Source organism: Serratia sp. ASV30, from assembly GCF_016428815.1.
Lineage (GTDB): Bacteria > Pseudomonadota > Gammaproteobacteria > Enterobacterales > Enterobacteriaceae > Chania > Chania fonticola_C.
Genome location: NZ_JAELTL010000006.1, coordinates 22,273 through 39,233 on the forward strand (window position 1 = coordinate 22,273; position 16,961 = coordinate 39,233).

General features: G+C 55.3%; 13 protein-coding genes. 10 read left to right on the plus strand and 3 right to left on the minus strand.

Annotated elements, in window-relative coordinates; genetic code table 11:
- Positions 1–305: 305 nt before the first annotated feature.
- The 6 genes from sapA (at position 306) to JHD74_RS03780 (ending at position 6,412) form a co-directional block, all read left to right on the plus strand.
- Positions 306–1,958 (plus strand): ABC transporter substrate-binding protein SapA, encoded by a 1,653-nt coding sequence (gene sapA / locus JHD74_RS03750; RefSeq protein WP_024529294.1) that lies wholly within the window; start codon positions 306–308, stop codon positions 1,956–1,958.
- On the plus strand, positions 1,955–2,920 hold the full coding sequence (sapB, locus tag JHD74_RS03755; RefSeq protein WP_021806550.1) for a putrescine export ABC transporter permease SapB: 966 nt from the start codon (positions 1,955–1,957) through the stop codon (positions 2,918–2,920). The genes sapA and sapB overlap by 4 nt, the downstream gene beginning before the upstream one ends.
- A complete protein-coding gene (gene sapC / locus JHD74_RS03760; RefSeq protein WP_024486758.1) occupies positions 2,907–3,797 on the plus strand; it encodes a putrescine export ABC transporter permease SapC in 891 nt (296 codons plus the stop codon). Before sapB ends, sapC begins: the two co-directional genes overlap by 14 nt.
- Positions 3,797–4,789, plus strand: a complete 993-nt coding sequence (gene sapD / locus JHD74_RS03765; RefSeq protein WP_024529293.1) for a putrescine export ABC transporter ATP-binding protein SapD — start codon at positions 3,797–3,799, stop codon at positions 4,787–4,789. Before sapC ends, sapD begins: the two co-directional genes overlap by 1 nt.
- A 1-nt stretch (position 4,790) precedes the next feature.
- Positions 4,791–5,603, plus strand: a complete 813-nt coding sequence (gene sapF / locus JHD74_RS03770) for a putrescine export ABC transporter ATP-binding protein SapF (protein ID WP_024529292.1) — start codon at positions 4,791–4,793, stop codon at positions 5,601–5,603.
- Positions 5,604–6,235: 632 nt separating this feature from the next.
- A complete protein-coding gene (locus JHD74_RS03780) occupies positions 6,236–6,412 on the plus strand; it encodes a hypothetical protein (RefSeq protein WP_178380893.1) in 177 nt (58 codons plus the stop codon).
- A 224-nt stretch (positions 6,413–6,636) separates the two neighbouring features.
- Here the strand turns inward: JHD74_RS03780 and JHD74_RS03785 are convergent, their stop codons facing one another.
- Positions 6,637–6,786 (minus strand): hypothetical protein, encoded by a 150-nt coding sequence (locus JHD74_RS03785; RefSeq protein WP_199061727.1) that lies wholly within the window; start codon positions 6,784–6,786, stop codon positions 6,637–6,639.
- 102 nt (positions 6,787–6,888) lie between these two features.
- Here JHD74_RS03785 and JHD74_RS03790 point away from each other — a divergent pair, with 102 nt between their 5' ends.
- Positions 6,889–8,067 (plus strand): peroxidase-related enzyme, encoded by a 1,179-nt coding sequence (locus JHD74_RS03790; protein ID WP_199061730.1) that lies wholly within the window; start codon positions 6,889–6,891, stop codon positions 8,065–8,067.
- On the opposite strand, the gene JHD74_RS03795 is transcribed toward JHD74_RS03790, so the two are convergent.
- Positions 8,056–8,952: a LysR family transcriptional regulator gene (locus JHD74_RS03795; RefSeq protein WP_199061732.1), complete on the minus strand. Its 897-nt coding sequence runs from the start codon at positions 8,950–8,952 to the stop codon at positions 8,056–8,058. The two genes, JHD74_RS03790 and JHD74_RS03795, sit on opposite strands and share 12 nt — an antisense overlap.
- A gap of 204 nt (positions 8,953–9,156) precedes the next feature.
- Between JHD74_RS03795 and JHD74_RS03800 the strand changes: the two genes are divergently transcribed.
- Positions 9,157–11,463 (plus strand): FdhF/YdeP family oxidoreductase, encoded by a 2,307-nt coding sequence (locus JHD74_RS03800; protein ID WP_199061734.1) that lies wholly within the window; start codon positions 9,157–9,159, stop codon positions 11,461–11,463.
- Between the two features lie 90 nt (positions 11,464–11,553).
- On the opposite strand, the gene JHD74_RS03805 is transcribed toward JHD74_RS03800, so the two are convergent.
- Positions 11,554–12,513: an oxidoreductase gene (locus tag JHD74_RS03805; RefSeq protein ID WP_024529288.1), complete on the minus strand. Its 960-nt coding sequence runs from the start codon at positions 12,511–12,513 to the stop codon at positions 11,554–11,556.
- Between the two features lie 193 nt (positions 12,514–12,706).
- Here JHD74_RS03805 and JHD74_RS03810 point away from each other — a divergent pair, with 193 nt between their 5' ends.
- Both JHD74_RS03810 and JHD74_RS03815 read left to right on the plus strand, forming a co-directional pair.
- Positions 12,707–14,641, plus strand: coding sequence for an exoribonuclease II (locus JHD74_RS03810; protein ID WP_199061736.1), 1,935 nt, complete (start codon positions 12,707–12,709; stop codon positions 14,639–14,641).
- A 240-nt stretch (positions 14,642–14,881) separates the two neighbouring features.
- A complete protein-coding gene (locus tag JHD74_RS03815; RefSeq protein WP_024529286.1) occupies positions 14,882–16,948 on the plus strand; it encodes a carbon starvation CstA family protein in 2,067 nt (688 codons plus the stop codon).
- Positions 16,949–16,961 lie beyond the last annotated feature (13 nt).

Genomic DNA, 16,961 nt, shown 5'->3' on the forward strand with positions numbered 1-16,961 from the left:
AAGCAATGTGAGCAATGTCGTGCCTTCCACAAAGGGCCACAAGGCGTGGCCTTCCGTGAACTGCCAAGTGATGATAATAGTTCTCAGTATCATCTGTAAAGCAATTTGTTGAGAATTTTTCTCATTACCACACTAAGCTTGGGTAATTATCCACCAGCACTGATTGCAGGGTTAGGCCGGCCCGCCAGAAAAAAGCAGCAAGCTTAACCAAACCGCCGAAATTTCAGCCATTTTGCTCAAGGAATTGGGCTGTTGGTCAGAGTGCGATACACTATCGTTATTGCTTAATAACCCATGAAGCGTCTATGCGTGGTTTACCTCTTTGGATAATGTCGCTCGGCTGCCTGGCAACGTCTGCCCTGGCCGCGACACCGGCTGTGCCCAGCGCAGCACCACCGCCAGCAGACATCCGCCAGAGCGGCTTTGTCTATTGCGTGAGCGGCATTCTGAACACCTTCAATCCGCAGATGGCCAGTAGCGGCCTGACGGTCGATACCCTGGCCGCCCAGCTTTACGATCGGCTGCTGGATGTCGACCCCTACACTTACCGCCTGATCCCAGAACTGGCGGAAAGTTGGGAAGTGCTGGACAACGGTGCTACCTACCGCTTCCACCTGCGCCGGGACGTGCCTTTCCAGACCACTGCCTGGTTCCAACCCACCCGCAAAATGAACGCCGACGATGTGGTGTTCAGCTTCCAGCGGGTGTTTGACCAGAAGCATCCGTTCCACAATGTCAACGGCGGTGAATACCCGTACTTCGACAGTTTGCAGTTTGCCGACTCCGTGCAAAGCGTAAAAAAACTGGACCAATACACCGTCGAGTTCCGCTTGCAGGCGCCGGATGCGTCCTTTTTGTGGCATCTGGCGACCCATTATGCGCCGGTGCTATCGGCAGAATATGCCGGCAACCTGACGCTGGATGGCACCCAGGAAATGATCGATCGTGAACCGGTCGGCACCGGCCCATTCTTGTTGAACGAATACCGTTCCGGGCAATATATCCGTCTGGCACGCAATGACGTTTACTGGAAAGGGAAACCGCGCATGCCGCAGGTGGTGATCGACATGGGGGCCGGGGGCACGGGCCGCCTGTCCAAATTGCTTACCGGCGAGTGCGATGTGCTGGCCTACCCCGCCGCCAGCCAGCTTTCGATCCTGCGCGACGATCCGCGTTTACGCCTGACGCTGCGCCCAGGGATGAATATCGCCTATCTGGCCTTCAACACCCGCAAGCCGCCGCTGGATAACCTAAAAGTGCGCCAGGCTATTGCGTTAGCCATTAACAACCAGCGCCTGATGCAATCGATCTATTACGGCACGGCAGAGACCGCCGCGTCGATCCTGCCGCGCGCCTCCTGGGCCTATGATAATGATGCTCACGTTACTGAATACGATCCGGCCAAGGCGAGAGAAATGCTGCGCGAAGCTGGCGTGGGGCCGCTGGACCTGAAGCTGTGGGTGCCTACCGCATCGCAATCCTATAACCCCAGCCCGTTGAAAACGGCGGAGTTGCTACAGGCGGATTTGGCTCAGGTCGGCATTAATCTCACCATTGTTCCGGTAGAAGGCCGCTTCCAGGAAGCCCGGCTGATGGAGATGAACCACGATCTGACGCTCACCGGTTGGTCAACCGACAGTAACGATCCGGACAGCTTCTTCCGCCCGCTGCTGAGCTGTGCGGCAATCCGTTCGCAAACCAACTATGCTCACTGGTGTGATCCCGCTTTTGATGAACAGTTGCAGGACGCCTTGTTGTCACAGCAGTTATCACAGCGTATCGAGCATTATCAGCAGGCGCAGAAAATCCTCGAACAGCAGTTGCCGGTATTGCCGCTGGCCTCCTCTTTGCGTTTGCAGGCCTACCGTTATGATATTAAAGGGCTGGTGTTGAGCCCGTTCGGCAACTCATCATTTGCCGGGGTGTACCGTGAACCGGCGGAGGCCGCGAAAAAGTGATTATCTTTACCTTACGCCGCATCCTGTTGCTGCTGATCACGCTGTTTTTCCTGACGCTGGTCAGCTTCAGCCTGAGCTACTTCACCCCGCGCGCGCCGCTAAACGGTGCCGCCTTGTTGGACGCCTACCAGTTCTATTTCGTCAGCCTGCTGCACTGGGACTTTGGTGTCTCCAGCATCAATGGCCAGGCGATCAGCGAACAGCTGCGCGAAGTGTTCCCGGCCACCATGGAACTGTGCATTTTAGCCTTCACGCTGGCCCTGTTTATCGGTATTCCGCTGGGTATTATTGCCGGTGTGATGCGCGGCAAGTGGCAGGATACCGCCATCAGTACCTTCGCCCTGCTGGGCTTTTCCATCCCGGTGTTCTGGCTGGCGCTGCTGTTGATGCTCTATTTTTCACTGCATCTTGGCTGGCTACCGGTGTCTGGCCGTTTCGATCTACTGTATCAGGTCAAGCAGGTCACCGGTCTGGCGCTGGTTGACGCCTGGCTGTCTGACTCGCCTTATCGCAACGAGATGATTGCCAGTGCGCTGCGCCATATGGTGCTGCCGATTGCCGCTCTGGCAGTGGCTCCAATCACCGAGGTGATCCGCTTGATGCGCATCAGCACCGACGATGTTCTCAGCCAGAACTACATCAAGGCTGCAGCAACCCGTGGCCTGTCGCGCTTTACCATTATCCGCCGTCACGTGCTGCACAACGCGTTACCGCCGATCATCCCGAAGCTCGGTCTACAATTTTCTACCATGCTCACGCTGGCTATGATCACCGAGGTGGTGTTCAGTTGGCCAGGGCTGGGGCGCTGGCTGATCAATGCCATCCGCCAACAGGACTATGCGGCCATCTCCGCAGGCGTGATGGTGATCGGCACGCTGGTGATCACCATTAACGTGCTGGCCGACATTCTGGGCGCGGCGACCAACCCGCTGAAACATAAGGAATGGTATGCCCTTCGATAACGTATACCGCGAAAAGAAAATGCCTAGCCCGCTGCTCTATACCTGGCGGATTTTCTACGGCGACACTTTGGCGATGATTGGTTTTTATGGGGTGATCGGCCTGCTGCTGCTTTCCCTGTTCGGCAGCCTGCTGGCACCTTACGCCCTCGATCAGCAATTCTTGGGATATCAGTTGCTACCGCCCTCCTGGTCACGCTACGGCAACGTGTCGTTCTTCCTGGGCACCGACGATCTGGGCCGCGATATCCTCAGCCGCTTGCTGACCGGCACCGCCGCCACCTATGGTTCGGCACTGATTGTGACCATCGCCGCCGCCCTTTGTGGCGTGATCCTGGGCGTGTTTGCCGGGGTCACCCATGGTCTGCTGTCTGCAATGCTCAACCATATTCTCGATACCCTGCTCTCTATCCCTTCACTGCTGCTGGCGATTATCGTGGTGGCATTCCTCGGGCCGAAGCTGGAACACGCCATGCTGGCCGTTTGGCTGGCGCTGTTGCCACGGATGGTGCGTACCATCTACAGCGCAGTGCACGATGAGCTGGAAAAAGAGTACGTAGTCGCAGCCCGTCTGGATGGCGCTTCGACAATGCAGATCCTGTGGTACGCCGTGGTGCCGAACATTGCCGCCGTACTGATCACCGAATTCACCCGCGCGTTGTCGATGGCCATTCTCGACATCGCGGCGTTGGGCTTCCTCGATCTGGGGGCGCAGTTGCCTTCCCCGGAATGGGGAGCCATGTTAGGCGATTCGTTGGAGTTGGTGTATGTCGCACCTTGGACCGTTATGCTGCCCGGTGCCGCTATTCTGATCAGCGTGTTGCTGGTTAACCTGTTGGGCGACGGAATACGCCGCGCGATCAATGCGGGAGTGGAATAATGCCGTTACTCGATATCCGCAATCTGACGATTGAATTTATGACCGCCGAAGGGCCGGTGAAGGCCGTCGATCGCGTCAGCATGACGCTGACCGAAGGTGAAGTGCGCGGCCTGGTAGGCGAATCCGGCTCAGGAAAAAGCCTGATCGCCAAAGCCATATGCGGCGTGACCAAAGATAACTGGCGCGTCACCGCCGACCGCTTCCGCTTTAACGATATCGATCTGTTGCAGCTCAGCCCGCGTGAACGACGCAAACTGGTGGGCCACAACGTTTCGATGATCTTCCAGGAGCCTCAATCCTGTCTTGATCCTTCCGAAAGCATTGGCCGCCAGTTGGCACAGGCCATTCCCGGCTGGACTTACAAGGGCCGTTGGTGGCAGCGCTTTAACTGGCGCAAACGGCGGGCGATTGAGCTGTTGCACCGCGTCGGTATCAAGGATCACCTCGATATCATGGGCAGCTTCCCTTACGAGCTCACCGAAGGGGAATGCCAGAAAGTGATGATCGCCATAGCGTTGGCCAATCAGCCAAGATTGCTGATTGCCGATGAGCCAACCAACGCCATGGAACCCACCACGCAGGCACAGATCTTCCGCCTGCTGGCGCGCCTGAACCAAAACAACAACACGACCATCCTACTGATCAGCCATGATTTGCAGATGATGAGCAAATGGGCTGACAGGGTTAACGTGCTGTACTGCGGCCAGACGGTGGAAAGTGCGCAATGTGAAGATCTGCTTGCCGCCCCTCATCATCCTTATACCCAGGCGCTGATCCGCGCCATGCCGGACTTTGGCCGCTCACTGCCACATAAGAGCCGCCTGAATACGCTGCCGGGAGCGATCCCCTCACTGGAACATCTGCCGATCGGCTGCCGCCTGGGGCCACGCTGCCCGTATGCGCAAAAGCAATGCATTGAAACCCCGCGCCTGCGCCCGGTGAAGAATCACCTGTTCGCCTGCCACTTCCCGCTGAACATGGAGGAGCAATAACATGGAAACGCTATTGGAAGTGCGCAACCTGACCAAAACCTACCGCTATCGCACCGGGCTGTTCCGCCGCCAGCATGTGGAGGCGGTCAAGTCTGTCAGCTTTACCCTGCGTGAGGGCCAGACGCTGGCGATCATCGGTGAAAACGGCTCGGGTAAGTCAACTCTGGCGAAGATGCTTTCCGGCATGGTGGAACCCTCTTCGGGTGAAGTGCTGATCGACGACCATGCGTTGGCCTATGGCGATTATCGCTACCGTAGCCAGCGTATCCGCATGATTTTCCAGGATCCGAGCACCTCGCTCAACCCACGTCAGCGCATCGGTCAGTTGCTTGATGCACCGCTACGTTTGAATACCGAGTTGGAAGCCGCAGAGCGCGAGGTACGCATCAACCAGACCCTGCGCCAGGTGGGGATGCTGCCAGACCACGCTTATTATTATCCGCACATGCTGGCCTCCGGGCAGAAACAGCGCGTGGCATTGGCACGGGCGTTGATCCTGCAGCCAAAGGTGATTGTTGCCGATGAAGCGCTGGCTTCGCTGGATATGTCGATGCGTTCGCAGATCATCAACCTGATGCTGGAGCTCCAGGAAAAACACGGGATTGCCTATATTTATGTGACGCAGCATCTGGGCATGATGAAGCATATCAGCGACCAGGTGATGGTGATGCATGAAGGGGAAATTGTGGAACGTGGCAGCACCGCCGAAGTGCTGGCCGCACCGCTACACGATCTCACCAAGCGGCTGATTGCCAGCCACTTTGGCGAAGCGCTCACTGCCGATGCCTGGCGACGTGACGGCGGCAGATTTTAATTTCGTTGACTTCCTCCGGGCGCACTACTGCGCCCGTTTCCCCACCTACCTGCGCATTAGCATCGGTTGTTGGCGTTAATCTAGACCTGCTTAACGAATAATAAGTAACGCTCAGGCAGAAAAACCAATCACTCATCAAGCAGCTAAAATAAAAAATTATTTCATTCATTTTAAGTGAAGATTAATCAGGACCCAAAACATATTGTCGGCCTATCCTTATTTTATACCGAGAATCATCCAATTGATTATAAATCCAGTCTGTTATTATAATGGCACCGTTCAATAGATTGATTAAATATCAGTAAGTACGGATTTACTCTCATTAATTGCCATAAGGAAATGCTGTGAAAAAGCTCAATACCTCGGAAGCCTCAAAGATTATTGGTGGCCATCGATACATTTGCACTACTCACTATGAACAACGGGGCCCTGGGAACTGCTTCCGCGTAGAGCATTGTAAAGACAAGTTCGGTTATGGTGAGGATATCGCTCATAGCCGTGTCAGTTGCGATAACCTGCAATAATTGTTACTGCTGGGCACGGATCTCGTGTAATCGCTATCCTCCTGTTATTATAATAATTTACTTTTAAATATTTGATTAGTTATCATCAACTGCCATTAAGGATATGTTGTGAAAAAACTCAACACCTCAAAAGCGTCAAAGATTATTGGTGGTGCCAATTATATTTGCGTAACCCGTGATGTCGCCTATACATCAAAAATTTGTTATCGCGAAAAGACTTGTAAAGACAAGAACGGTAACACTAGAGATCTTACTCGTATCGCTATTACTTGCCAGAATCCATGATAATAGCCCGTAACTGGCACTAAGTTAGCGTCATCACTACCATGGCACGGCGTAGTTATGCCGTGCCGTTATGCAGTGTTTCGTCAAGGTCATACAATCTCAGTAAACGCTTAATTTCCAGCCATGTTGTGGGCTGCAACAGTTGAAGCGGTATGGCATTTTGGCACCCATCTACCCTACCGCAATATATTTTATTCCTTTACGCTATTAATTAGCACTTAACATTATTTTATCTCGCCAATCGAATCGGTGAAGATATCCCCTACGTTGAGCCTTACAAACAACAGGATATCGCGCTGATGAACCACACCCGCCACCAACGCTTCTCGCAACTGATGCTTATCCTTGCCGCTGGCTTCGCTATTTATGTCCATGGTCTATGCAGCCATGACTGATGCCTGCTTCGCGGTTTTTTTACCCTGCCACCGTTGCCGATTGTAACGGTGGCTTGTTGTATTGATGAAGGATTTAATCCGATGGAACATCGCCTAACCCCTTTCCAGTGGTACCACGAAACCCAGCGAAGCTCAGGCGACAGTTCGCCACTTGAGCCTGCCGCAGCAAGCTTGCGGGAGCGTTTTTTGTTAGGCCTGGGCTCATTTACCGACGAGGGATTGAATGCCGCCCTCAGCGATCGTATTGACGTTTTTACCGCGTCTTCGGCCTGCTATCCGGTACTGTTCCCCGATCGGGTCAGCGTTTCGCGAGAAGTGACGTTGTCACCTTACGATCGTCTGTCGACGGCCTTGACGGTGGCGCAGGTCACCGGCGTGCAATCGCTTTGTAGCCATTACGCTGCTCGTCTCGCCCCTCTGGACAGCCCGGATGCTACGCGGGAAAGCAATGTCCGCCTGGCACAAATCACCCAATACGCCCGCCAACTCGCCAGCCAACCGACCCTAATTTGCCGCAAGGCTTTACAACAGCTCGGCGAAGTTGGCCTGAGCACGCAAGATATTGTGACCTTTTCGCAAATCATCGGTTTCGTTAGCTATCAGGCACGGGTGGTCGCCGGTATTGCAGCGCTGGCAGGCAGACCCGCCGTGGTGTTACCAGGTTTCCCTCAAATCGAAGATGCCAACGCGGCAGGATTTTCCTGTGCGGCACGCTTATGGCAAACTCGCCTGCCGGAGATCGTTGTCGAGCAGGCTCAGGCTCGGCAGCTCGACATTCTGGACCAAAGCCACCCGGACGCCCGCAGCGAGTCTTATTACTTGCTGTTAGCCCACGACGCGCCTGCCCTGCATGAGCGCAATGCGGTATTTAACAGCATTACCCACCACGCTGACGGGCTATCCCCACGCCTGAAGGCTTTGGTTGCTCTGGTGACATCACGTATTAATGGCAGCCATTATTGTGCCGCCACGCTAGCCAATAACATTGCCGATCGGGAGTTGGCACTGGCATTAGTGGCTGGGATTGATAACGCGCTTGAGGTGGCCGACGATCCGGTGACCGCAGCCGTAATAGGCGTGACGACCGAGCTGACGCGAACGCCTGAGAAATTCACGGCACAAAGCGTGCAGCCGCTGCTCAACAGCGGGCTGGATCGGTCGCAGGCATTGGACGTGATTTTAACCAGCGCGCTGTACGCTTGGGAAAACCGGCTGCGTTACAGTCTTGGCGATACGGTGGCAGCCGATCTAGTTCAGTAACCAAGCCTGAGCCGCATCAAAAAAGTGTTGCGCCAGCGGCGTGGCCCTTGCTGGCTCGGCGATCACCAAGGCGGCATGACGAGACATCGGCGCAATGGCAACGCTGCGCCGTTGCAGCTGCGGCATCATTTCCATCTGCAAGTTACCGCCGGGGAATAACCCGCATCCCAAGCCGACAAAAATCCCCTGTAGCAGTTGAAAGATTGAGGTGGTTTCCATTCGGGTATGTAACGTCAAGCCCGCCTCACGAAACTGCTGATCCAGGTAACGACGGAAGTAACGCGTCGGCTCAGCCAGACATAATGGTAGATCTGCCACGGCTGACAGCGTGAGTGGACTTTCCCCCACCAGCTCAGGGAAATGCTGCGGATGAAACACCAGGTCGATGCCGCTGTCGGCCAAAGACTGCGACTGGAAATGCAACTCCTTGAGCGTTGGTAGCTCAAAGAAACCGATGCCGATATCCACCGTGTGCGCTGTCAACGCTTCCAGCAGTTGATCGGCGCTCAATACCGCTACGCGATAGTCCAACTGCGGGTAACGCTCACTGACCGCCTTCAACATCTGTGCTAACGAAATACTGCACTGCGGCACGGTGCCGATACGCAACGTCCCGTTCAATCCGTGTTTCAGCGACTCCACTTCCAGCTTCAGCCCCTGATAAACGGAAACAATTTCCCGTGCCCAGGCCAAGACCCGCTCACCTTCGGCGGTGAAGCCCTCAAAATTGTTGCCACGGTTGATCAGCGAGACACCCAGTTCTTTTTCCAGGTTTTTCAGCCGCATGGATAAGGTCGGCTGGCTGACAAAGCTGGCCTCTGCGGCGCGGCCAAAGTGGCGTTCCCGCTCAAGATTACACAGGTAGATCAGTTGCTTAATATCCATGCATTGGCCCGGAAAATGGTTTCTGCGTGAAGTATATCATTTGCTACAGCCTTGCTGGCAGCGGCGATAAGTGTCGTCTATCCCATCATTGCTCTATTCGATTAGACGCCAGGCCTTTCCCCCCCTAGACTTGCCACATAAATACTCAAAATGCTTAAAAAGGCATTTACCTTTTAGCTACATTAATCACCTGCGAAGAAAATCATGAAATTTAAACCGTCAATCAAGCCTTATCGCGGCGCGGCGGGCGGCTGGGGCTCATTAGAAGCCACCACCCGCTATGTGTTCGACAGCAAACAGGCGCTGAAAAATCTGCGCAACCTGATGCGCGTTAACAAGGCGCGTGGTTTCGACTGCCCCGGCTGTGCCTGGGGTGATGACAACCACAGCACTTTCAGCTTCTGCGAGAACGGAGCCAAAGCCGTCAGTTGGGAAGCCACTCGCAATGCGGTTGAACCGGCCTTCTTTGCGGCCCACAGCGTCAGTACCCTGCGTGAGCAAAGCGACTACTTTCTGGAGTATCAAGGCCGGTTGACACACCCGATGCGCTACGACGCCAAAACCGATCGCTATCAGCCCATCACCTGGCCGGATGCCTTAAAACTTATCGCCAGCCATATCCAGGCAATGGATAACCCTAACCAGATTGAGCTGTACACCTCAGGCCGCGCCAGCAATGAAGCCTCCTACCTTTATCAGCTGTTTGGCCGGATGCTGGGCACCAGCAACTTCCCAGACTGTTCCAATATGTGCCACGAAGCCAGTGGCGTTGGCCTCAAGCAGAGCATCGGCGTCGGCAAAGGCACCATCCGTATGGATGATTTTGAACAGGCCGACGCGATTTTTGTGTTTGGCCAGAACCCCGGTACCAACCATCCACGCATGCTGCACAGCTTAAAACACGCGGCCAGCCGCGGCGCGCGTATCGTCAGTTTCAATACCCTACGCGAACGCGGGTTGGAAAGGTTTGCCGACCCGCAAAACCCGATCCAGATGCTGACGCCCAAGTCCTCGCCCATCAGTTCGGCCTACTTCCAGCCCAACCTGGGGGGCGATATGGCGGCGGTGCGCGGCATGGTGAAGGCGCTACTGGAAACCCACCGCCAGCGGATAGCCGCCAATGAGCCAGGTCTGTTCGACCAGCCGTTTATCGATCGGCATTGTTTGGGCATCGAAGAGTATCTGGCTCAGGTGGATGTCACCTCATGGCAACAAATCACCACGCAATCCGGGTTGAGTGAAACCCAACTGCGCCATGCGGCTGCGATTTACCAAGGCGCAAAGCGTGTTATCTGCACCTGGGCGATGGGCGTCACGCAGCATAAGCACTCTGTACCAACGGTGCGCGAGATCACCAACCTGCAGTTGTTGTTCGGCCAGTTGGGCAAGCCAGGCGCGGGCCTGTGCCCGGTACGCGGCCACAGCAACGTGCAAGGCAACCGCACCATGGGCATCGATGAGAAAGCGCCCAAGGCGCTGCTGGATAGTTTGGAGCAGCATTTTGGCTTTAGCCCCCGCCGCGAGATGGGCCACAATACGGTCGAAGCCATTGAAGCGATGCTGCGGGGTGAGGTCAAGGTGCTGATTGCGCTTGGAGGCAACCTTGCAGCAGCGGCACCGGATACCGAGCGTACCGCTCAAGCCTTGCGCCGTTGTGATTTGACGGTGCATATCAGCACCAAGCTGAACCGCAGCCACCTGATCACCGGTAAAGATGCTTTGATCTTGCCGACGCTGGGGCGTACCGAGTTGGATATGCAGGCCAGCGGCCCGCAATACATCACGGTGGAAGATTCCTTCAGCATGGTGCACGCCTCCGAAGGCATCGGCAAACCGCTGGCAGACACCCAGCGTTCTGAAACCGCGATTGTCTGCGGCATTGCCGACGCGGTGCTGGGCAACCAAAAGTTGGACTGGCTGGAGCTGGCCGACGATTATTCACTGATCCGCCAGCATATCCAGGCCACCATTCCCGGCTTTGATGATTTTAACCAGCGCTGTGAGCAACCAGGAGGGTTCTATCTGGGCAACGCCGCTGCCGAATTGCGCTTTGCAACTCAAAGCGGCAAAGCCGAGTTCAGTGCCGCTCCGCTACCCGATACATTGTTCCCGCAAATCGGGGCGGAAAAAGCGCCGTTCGTGCTGCAAACCCTGCGTTCACACGATCAGTACAACACCACCATCTATGGACTGGACGATCGCTATCGCGGCGTTTACGGCCAGCGCGAGGTGCTGTTTATTCACCCTGAAGATTTGGCCGATCTTGGCCTGCAAGATGGGGAGTTGGTGGAAATCGAAACCTTATGGAACGATGGCGTAACCAGAAAGGTCAGCGGCTTCAAGCTGGTCAGCTACGATATCCCACGCGGTAATCTGGCAGCCTACTATCCTGAAACCAACCCGCTGGTGCCGCTGGCCAGTTTTGGTGATGGCACCGGCACGCCGACCTCCAAATCGGTTCCCGTCGCCATCCGCCGCTGCGCTCAGACACCTACATTGCGTATTGTTTAGTCTATTAAGAAAAGCTCTAGATACTCAGTCTCAACCCTACTTCATCAGATGGTTGAGACTGAAAATGTTCACTTTTAAATGACACAACAGCTAACGCTCAGGGAATGCATTCACGCCGGTAAGCTTGGCCGTGAAGGACCATAATTTTAATGCCTCTGCAGGATCAATCGCATATTCGCAAACGCCCACAAATGGCTCATCATAATCAGATGCCAGACCGGCCACATCACAATCCTCACAGTAAAGTCCTCCAAGACCGTCCAGCAAAGGACTTGTAGCAGCCCATACCTCAGTGGCAGCCCCTTGTGCTGGGGACTTAAAACTGGGATCGATGGGGTTACCCTCCAAATCCAGCCAACCTTCTCCGATCATTTCCTCATTTGTCAGGTGACGCTGCAGTGGTGTGAATATTTTACCTGGGTGCAGTGAGAAAGCATGAATATCCCGACTTTTACCATAATTATCCAGTTGAAGCGCAAATAGAATATTGGCCGTTTTTGACTGACCATATGCGAGCCATTTGTCGTAACCTTTAGTAAACTGAATATCGTCCCATCGGATGGGTGAATTATGATGGCCAGCGGATGAAACGCAAACCACCCTGCCGCCGGGACGTATGTTATTCCAAATGAGATTTACCAGAACATAGTGTCCAACGTGGTTGGTTGCAAACTGGCATTCCCACCCCGGGCCGACTCGACGTTCTGGACAGGCCATAATACCTGCATTGCAAATGACATAGTCAAAGGCATAGCCGTTAGCAGCAATGATAGAGGCCAGATTTCTAACCGATAAAAGGTCTGAAAGCTCGAGTGGCAATAGTGTAATATTGGCAAGCTCATTGAGCGCTTTTGCTGCGTTATCGACGTTGCGAGCAGCCACAAAAACGTGCACACCTGCGGAAGAAAGCGCTTTTGTCGCTTCCAAACCCAAGCCTGAGTGCCCGCCTGTAATTAGCGCCGTCTTACCCTTGAGATTAAGACCGGAAAGAACATCAACAGCGGTAGTTAACTTACCGAACCCTGATTGGATTGATTCTTGTACTCTCATGCTCCCTCCTTACCCTTAATAGTCTGATGAAGGTAACACCCACGGCCTTTGCACTACGGCTTTTTCTTGCGGACTGCATAATTATCGCGAGCCATCGTCGGAAAAGCGTGACGTTTGGCTTGCCCGCAAGGAGTGATTCGCGTAAAACTGTCAGCCGCAAATCTTGCCACTCACAACCCATTCACTGGACGATATGTTTCAAGATAACCCGCTGCTGGCGCAGCTTAAACAGCAACTTCACTCTCAAACCCCGCGTGTTGAAGGCGTAGTAAAAGGGACTGAGAAAGGTTTTGGCTTTTTAGAAGTCGACGGGCAGAAAAGTTACTTTATTCCGCCGCCGTACATGAAAAAAGTCATGCATGGGGATCGTATCGTCGCCACCCTGCATACCGAAAAAGAGCGCGAAATCGCTGAACCGGAAAACCTGGTTGAGCCTTTCCTGTCGCGTTTTGTTGGCCGGGTGCAGAAAAAAGACGATCGCCTGTCGATTATCCCCGATCATCCGTTGCTGAAAGACGCGATCCCATGCCGTCCGGCGCGTGATGTGACTCATAACTTCCAGGCCGGTGACTGGGCCGTCGCAGAAATGCGCCGTCATCCGCTGAAAGGCGACCGCACTTTCAATGCCGATCTGACTCAGTTCATCACCGACGGTGAAGATCACTTCGCGCCGTGGTGGGTCACGCTGGCTCGTCATAATCTTGAAAAAGAAGCACCAGACATGGTCGCGATCTCCGAACAAGAGACCTCGCTGGTCCGTGAGGACCTGACCGCGCTGGACTTCGTCACCATTGATAGCGCCAGCACCGAAGATATGGACGATGCGCTGTACGTGCAAGACAACGGTGACGGCTCGCTGCTGTTGACCATCGCCATTGCCGATCCTACCGCCTATGTCGAGCAAGGCAGCAAACTGGATGATATCGCCCGCAAGCGCGCGTTCACCAACTACCTGCCGGGCTTCAATATTCCGATGTTGCCACGCGATCTATCCGACAACCTGTGCTCGCTGCGTCCAAATGAGCGCCGCTCGGTGCTGGCTTGCCGCGTGACTATCGCCGCAGACGGTGCACTGGGCAACGATATCCATTTCTTCGCCGCCGAAATCGAGTCCAAAGCCAAACTGGTTTATGACGAGGTTTCTGACTGGCTGGACGGCGTCGCTGGCTGGCAGCCACCGAGCGAGAGCATCGCACAGCAGATCACTTTGCTTAAACAGGTTTGCGATGCACGCAGCGCCTGGCGCCATCAGCATGCGCTGGTGTTCAAGGATCGCCCTGACTACCGCTTTGTCCTCGGCGAGAAAGGCGAAGTGCTGGACATTGTTACCGAACAGCGTCGTACCGCCAACCGTATCGTTGAAGAGTGCATGATCGCCGCCAACGTCTGTGCCGCGCTGGTGCTGCGCGATCGTCTGGGCTTTGGCATCTATAACGTGCATAACGGCTTTGATCCCGCCCTGGTTGAGCAGGCGGTCACCGTGTTGCAGGCCAACGGCGTTGAAGCCGATGCCGAGAAGCTGCTGACCCTGGAAGGATTCTGTGAACTGCGCCGTCACCTCGACTCGCAGCCAACCCAGTTCCTGGACAGCCGCATCCGCCGCTTCCAGACCTTTGCCGAGATCAGCACCACGCCTGGCCCGCACTTCGGTCTGGGGCTGGAGGCGTACGCCACCTGGACCTCTCCGATCCGTAAGTATGGCGATATGGTCAACCATCGTCTGCTGAAAGCCATTATCAGCGAGCAGGCGGCGGAAAAACCGCAGGACGATGTCACCGTGCAACTGACCGAGCGCCGCCGTTTGAACCGCATGGCAGAGCGAGACGTTGGTGACTGGTTGTATGCCCGTTTCCTCAAGGATAAGGCTGGAACCGATGAGCGCTTCAACGCCGAGATCATCGACGTAACCCGCGGTGGCCTGCGCGTACGCCTGCTGGACAACGGCGCGATGGCCTTTATCCCTGCCCCGTTCATCCACGCGGTTCGCGACGAGATGGTGTGTAGCCAAGAGACCGGCACCGTGCAGGTGAAGGGCGAAGTCATCTATCGCCAAAGCGATAGTTTGCAAGTGAACATTGCCGAAGTGCGTATGGAAACCCGTAGCGTAATCGCCAGACCGGTGGCCTAACGTTATCCTTGTTCGATCAAGGCGATACTTCGGTATCGCCTTTTTTATGCCTGCAATAACCTATTCTGCCCCCGTATGGCACGCTTCTTTCAGCAAACTCCAACTGAGTTCACATTTCTGATCCGACCAGCCACCGCCCGCGTTTAAACCTCCTACGTTTAATGAGTCGTTAACTTTTTGACGTACTCACAAACTAAAAAAATCACCTTTCTACCTCTGCACAACAAGGAGTTGCGGAACATGAAAAACGTCAAGTCGGCCATCATCTGGCTCGCGGTGGCGCTGGTCGGTGCCTTCGCTTTTGGCATGCTGGCTTTGAGCCGCGGGGAGCACGTCAACGCTGTCTGGCTGGTGGTAGCCTCCGTCGCCTGCTACAGCATTGCCTACCGCTTCTATAGCCGGTTTATTGCCAAGAACGTCTTTGAACTCGATGACCGTCGGTTAACGCCAGCGGAGCGCCATAACGATGGCCTGGACTATGTCCCCACCAACAAATGGGTGCTGTTTGGTCACCACTTTGCCGCCATTGCCGGTGCTGGCCCGCTGGTAGGGCCTATCCTGGCAGCGCAGATGGGCTTCCTGCCTGGCACCATCTGGATATTGGTTGGGGTGATGCTGGCTGGTGCGGTGCAAGATTTCCTGATCCTCTTTATTTCCACCCGCCGCGACGGGCGCTCGCTGGGGGAAATGGCCAAGCAGGAGTTAGGCGCTTTTGCCGGTGTGGTAACCATGCTGGGCGCACTTGGGGTGATGATCATCATCCTCTCGGCGCTGGCGTTGGTGGTCGTTAAAGCGCTGGCAGACAGCCCTTGGGGTCTCTTCACCATTGCTGCCACCATCCCGATTGCGCTGTTTATGGGCGTTTACATGCGCTTTATCCGCCCAGGCAAGATTGCCGAGGTTTCGCTGATCGGCTTTGTGCTGATGATGATGGCGATCATCTACGGGGGTAATATCGCCATGCACCCATACTGGGGGCCGTTCTTTACCCTGCACGGCACCACCCTGACCTGGGTGCTGGTGATTTATGGTTTTGTCGCCTCGGTGCTGCCGGTGTGGTTGCTGCTGGCTCCGCGTGACTATCTTTCTACCTTCCTGAAAATCGGTGTGATCGTGGGGCTGGCGGTAGGCATCGTGTTCGCGATGCCGGAAATGAGAATGCCGGCGGTGTCACGCTTTATCGATGGCAGCGGCCCGGTGTTTGCCGGTTCACTGTTCCCGTTCCTGTTTATCACCATTGCCTGTGGCGCGATTTCCGGGTTCCACGCCCTGGTCTCCAGTGGCACCACACCGAAGCTGGTTGAGCGTGAGAGCCATATCCGCTTTATTGGCTACGGCGGCATGCTGATGGAGTCCTTCGTGGCCATCATGGCGCTGATTTGCGCTTCAGTGATCGACCCAGGCGTCTACTTTGCCATGAACTCACCGGCGGCGCTGATCGGCACCACGGTGGAGAGCGCATCGCAGATGATCAACAGTTGGGGCTTTATGGTCACTCCGGAAACGCTGACGCAGATTGCCCATGATGTGGGCGAGAAGTCGGTGCTGTCCAGGGCGGGTGGCGCACCAACCTTTGCCGTCGGCATGGCCCACATCATCAGCGAGGTGTTTAACAGCCGGGCGATGATGGCCTTCTGGTATCACTTTGCCATCCTGTTTGAAGCTCTGTTTATCCTCACTGCGGTGGATGCGGGCACCCGTGCCTGTCGCTTTATGGTGCAGGATCTGGTTGGCGTCGCCATTCCGCGCTTGGCGAACAACCGTTCCTGGTTCGGCAACCTGGCCGGCACCACCGTGGCCGTCGCCGGTTGGGGCTTCTTCGTTTATCAGGGCGTCGTTGACCCGTTAGGTGGAATCAATACGCTGTGGCCGCTGTTCGGCATTGGTAACCAGATGCTGGCTTCAATGGCGCTGATCCTGGGCACCGTGGTGCTGTTCAAAATGAAGAAACAGCGTTACGCCTGGGTGACCATTTTGCCGACCATCTGGCTGTTTATCACCTCAATGACGGCGGGCTGGCAGAAGATTTTCCATGAGAAACCCAGCATCGGCTTCCTGGCGCAGGCGAAGAAATTCTCTGCCGGGATTGAATCGAACACGGTTATCGCCCCGGCCAAATCCATTGCGGATATGCAGACCATCGTGTTTGCCAATCAGATTAACGCCGCGTTGTGCGCCTTCTTTATGCTGGTTGCGGTGACGATGCTGGTTTCGGCCTTCTTCGTGGTGCGCCGCGCGTTGAGTTCCAAAACGCCTACGGTACGTGAAAGCACGATCGTGTTGCGTGAGGAAACCGGGCGTATCTAACTGAGCGGGTGTC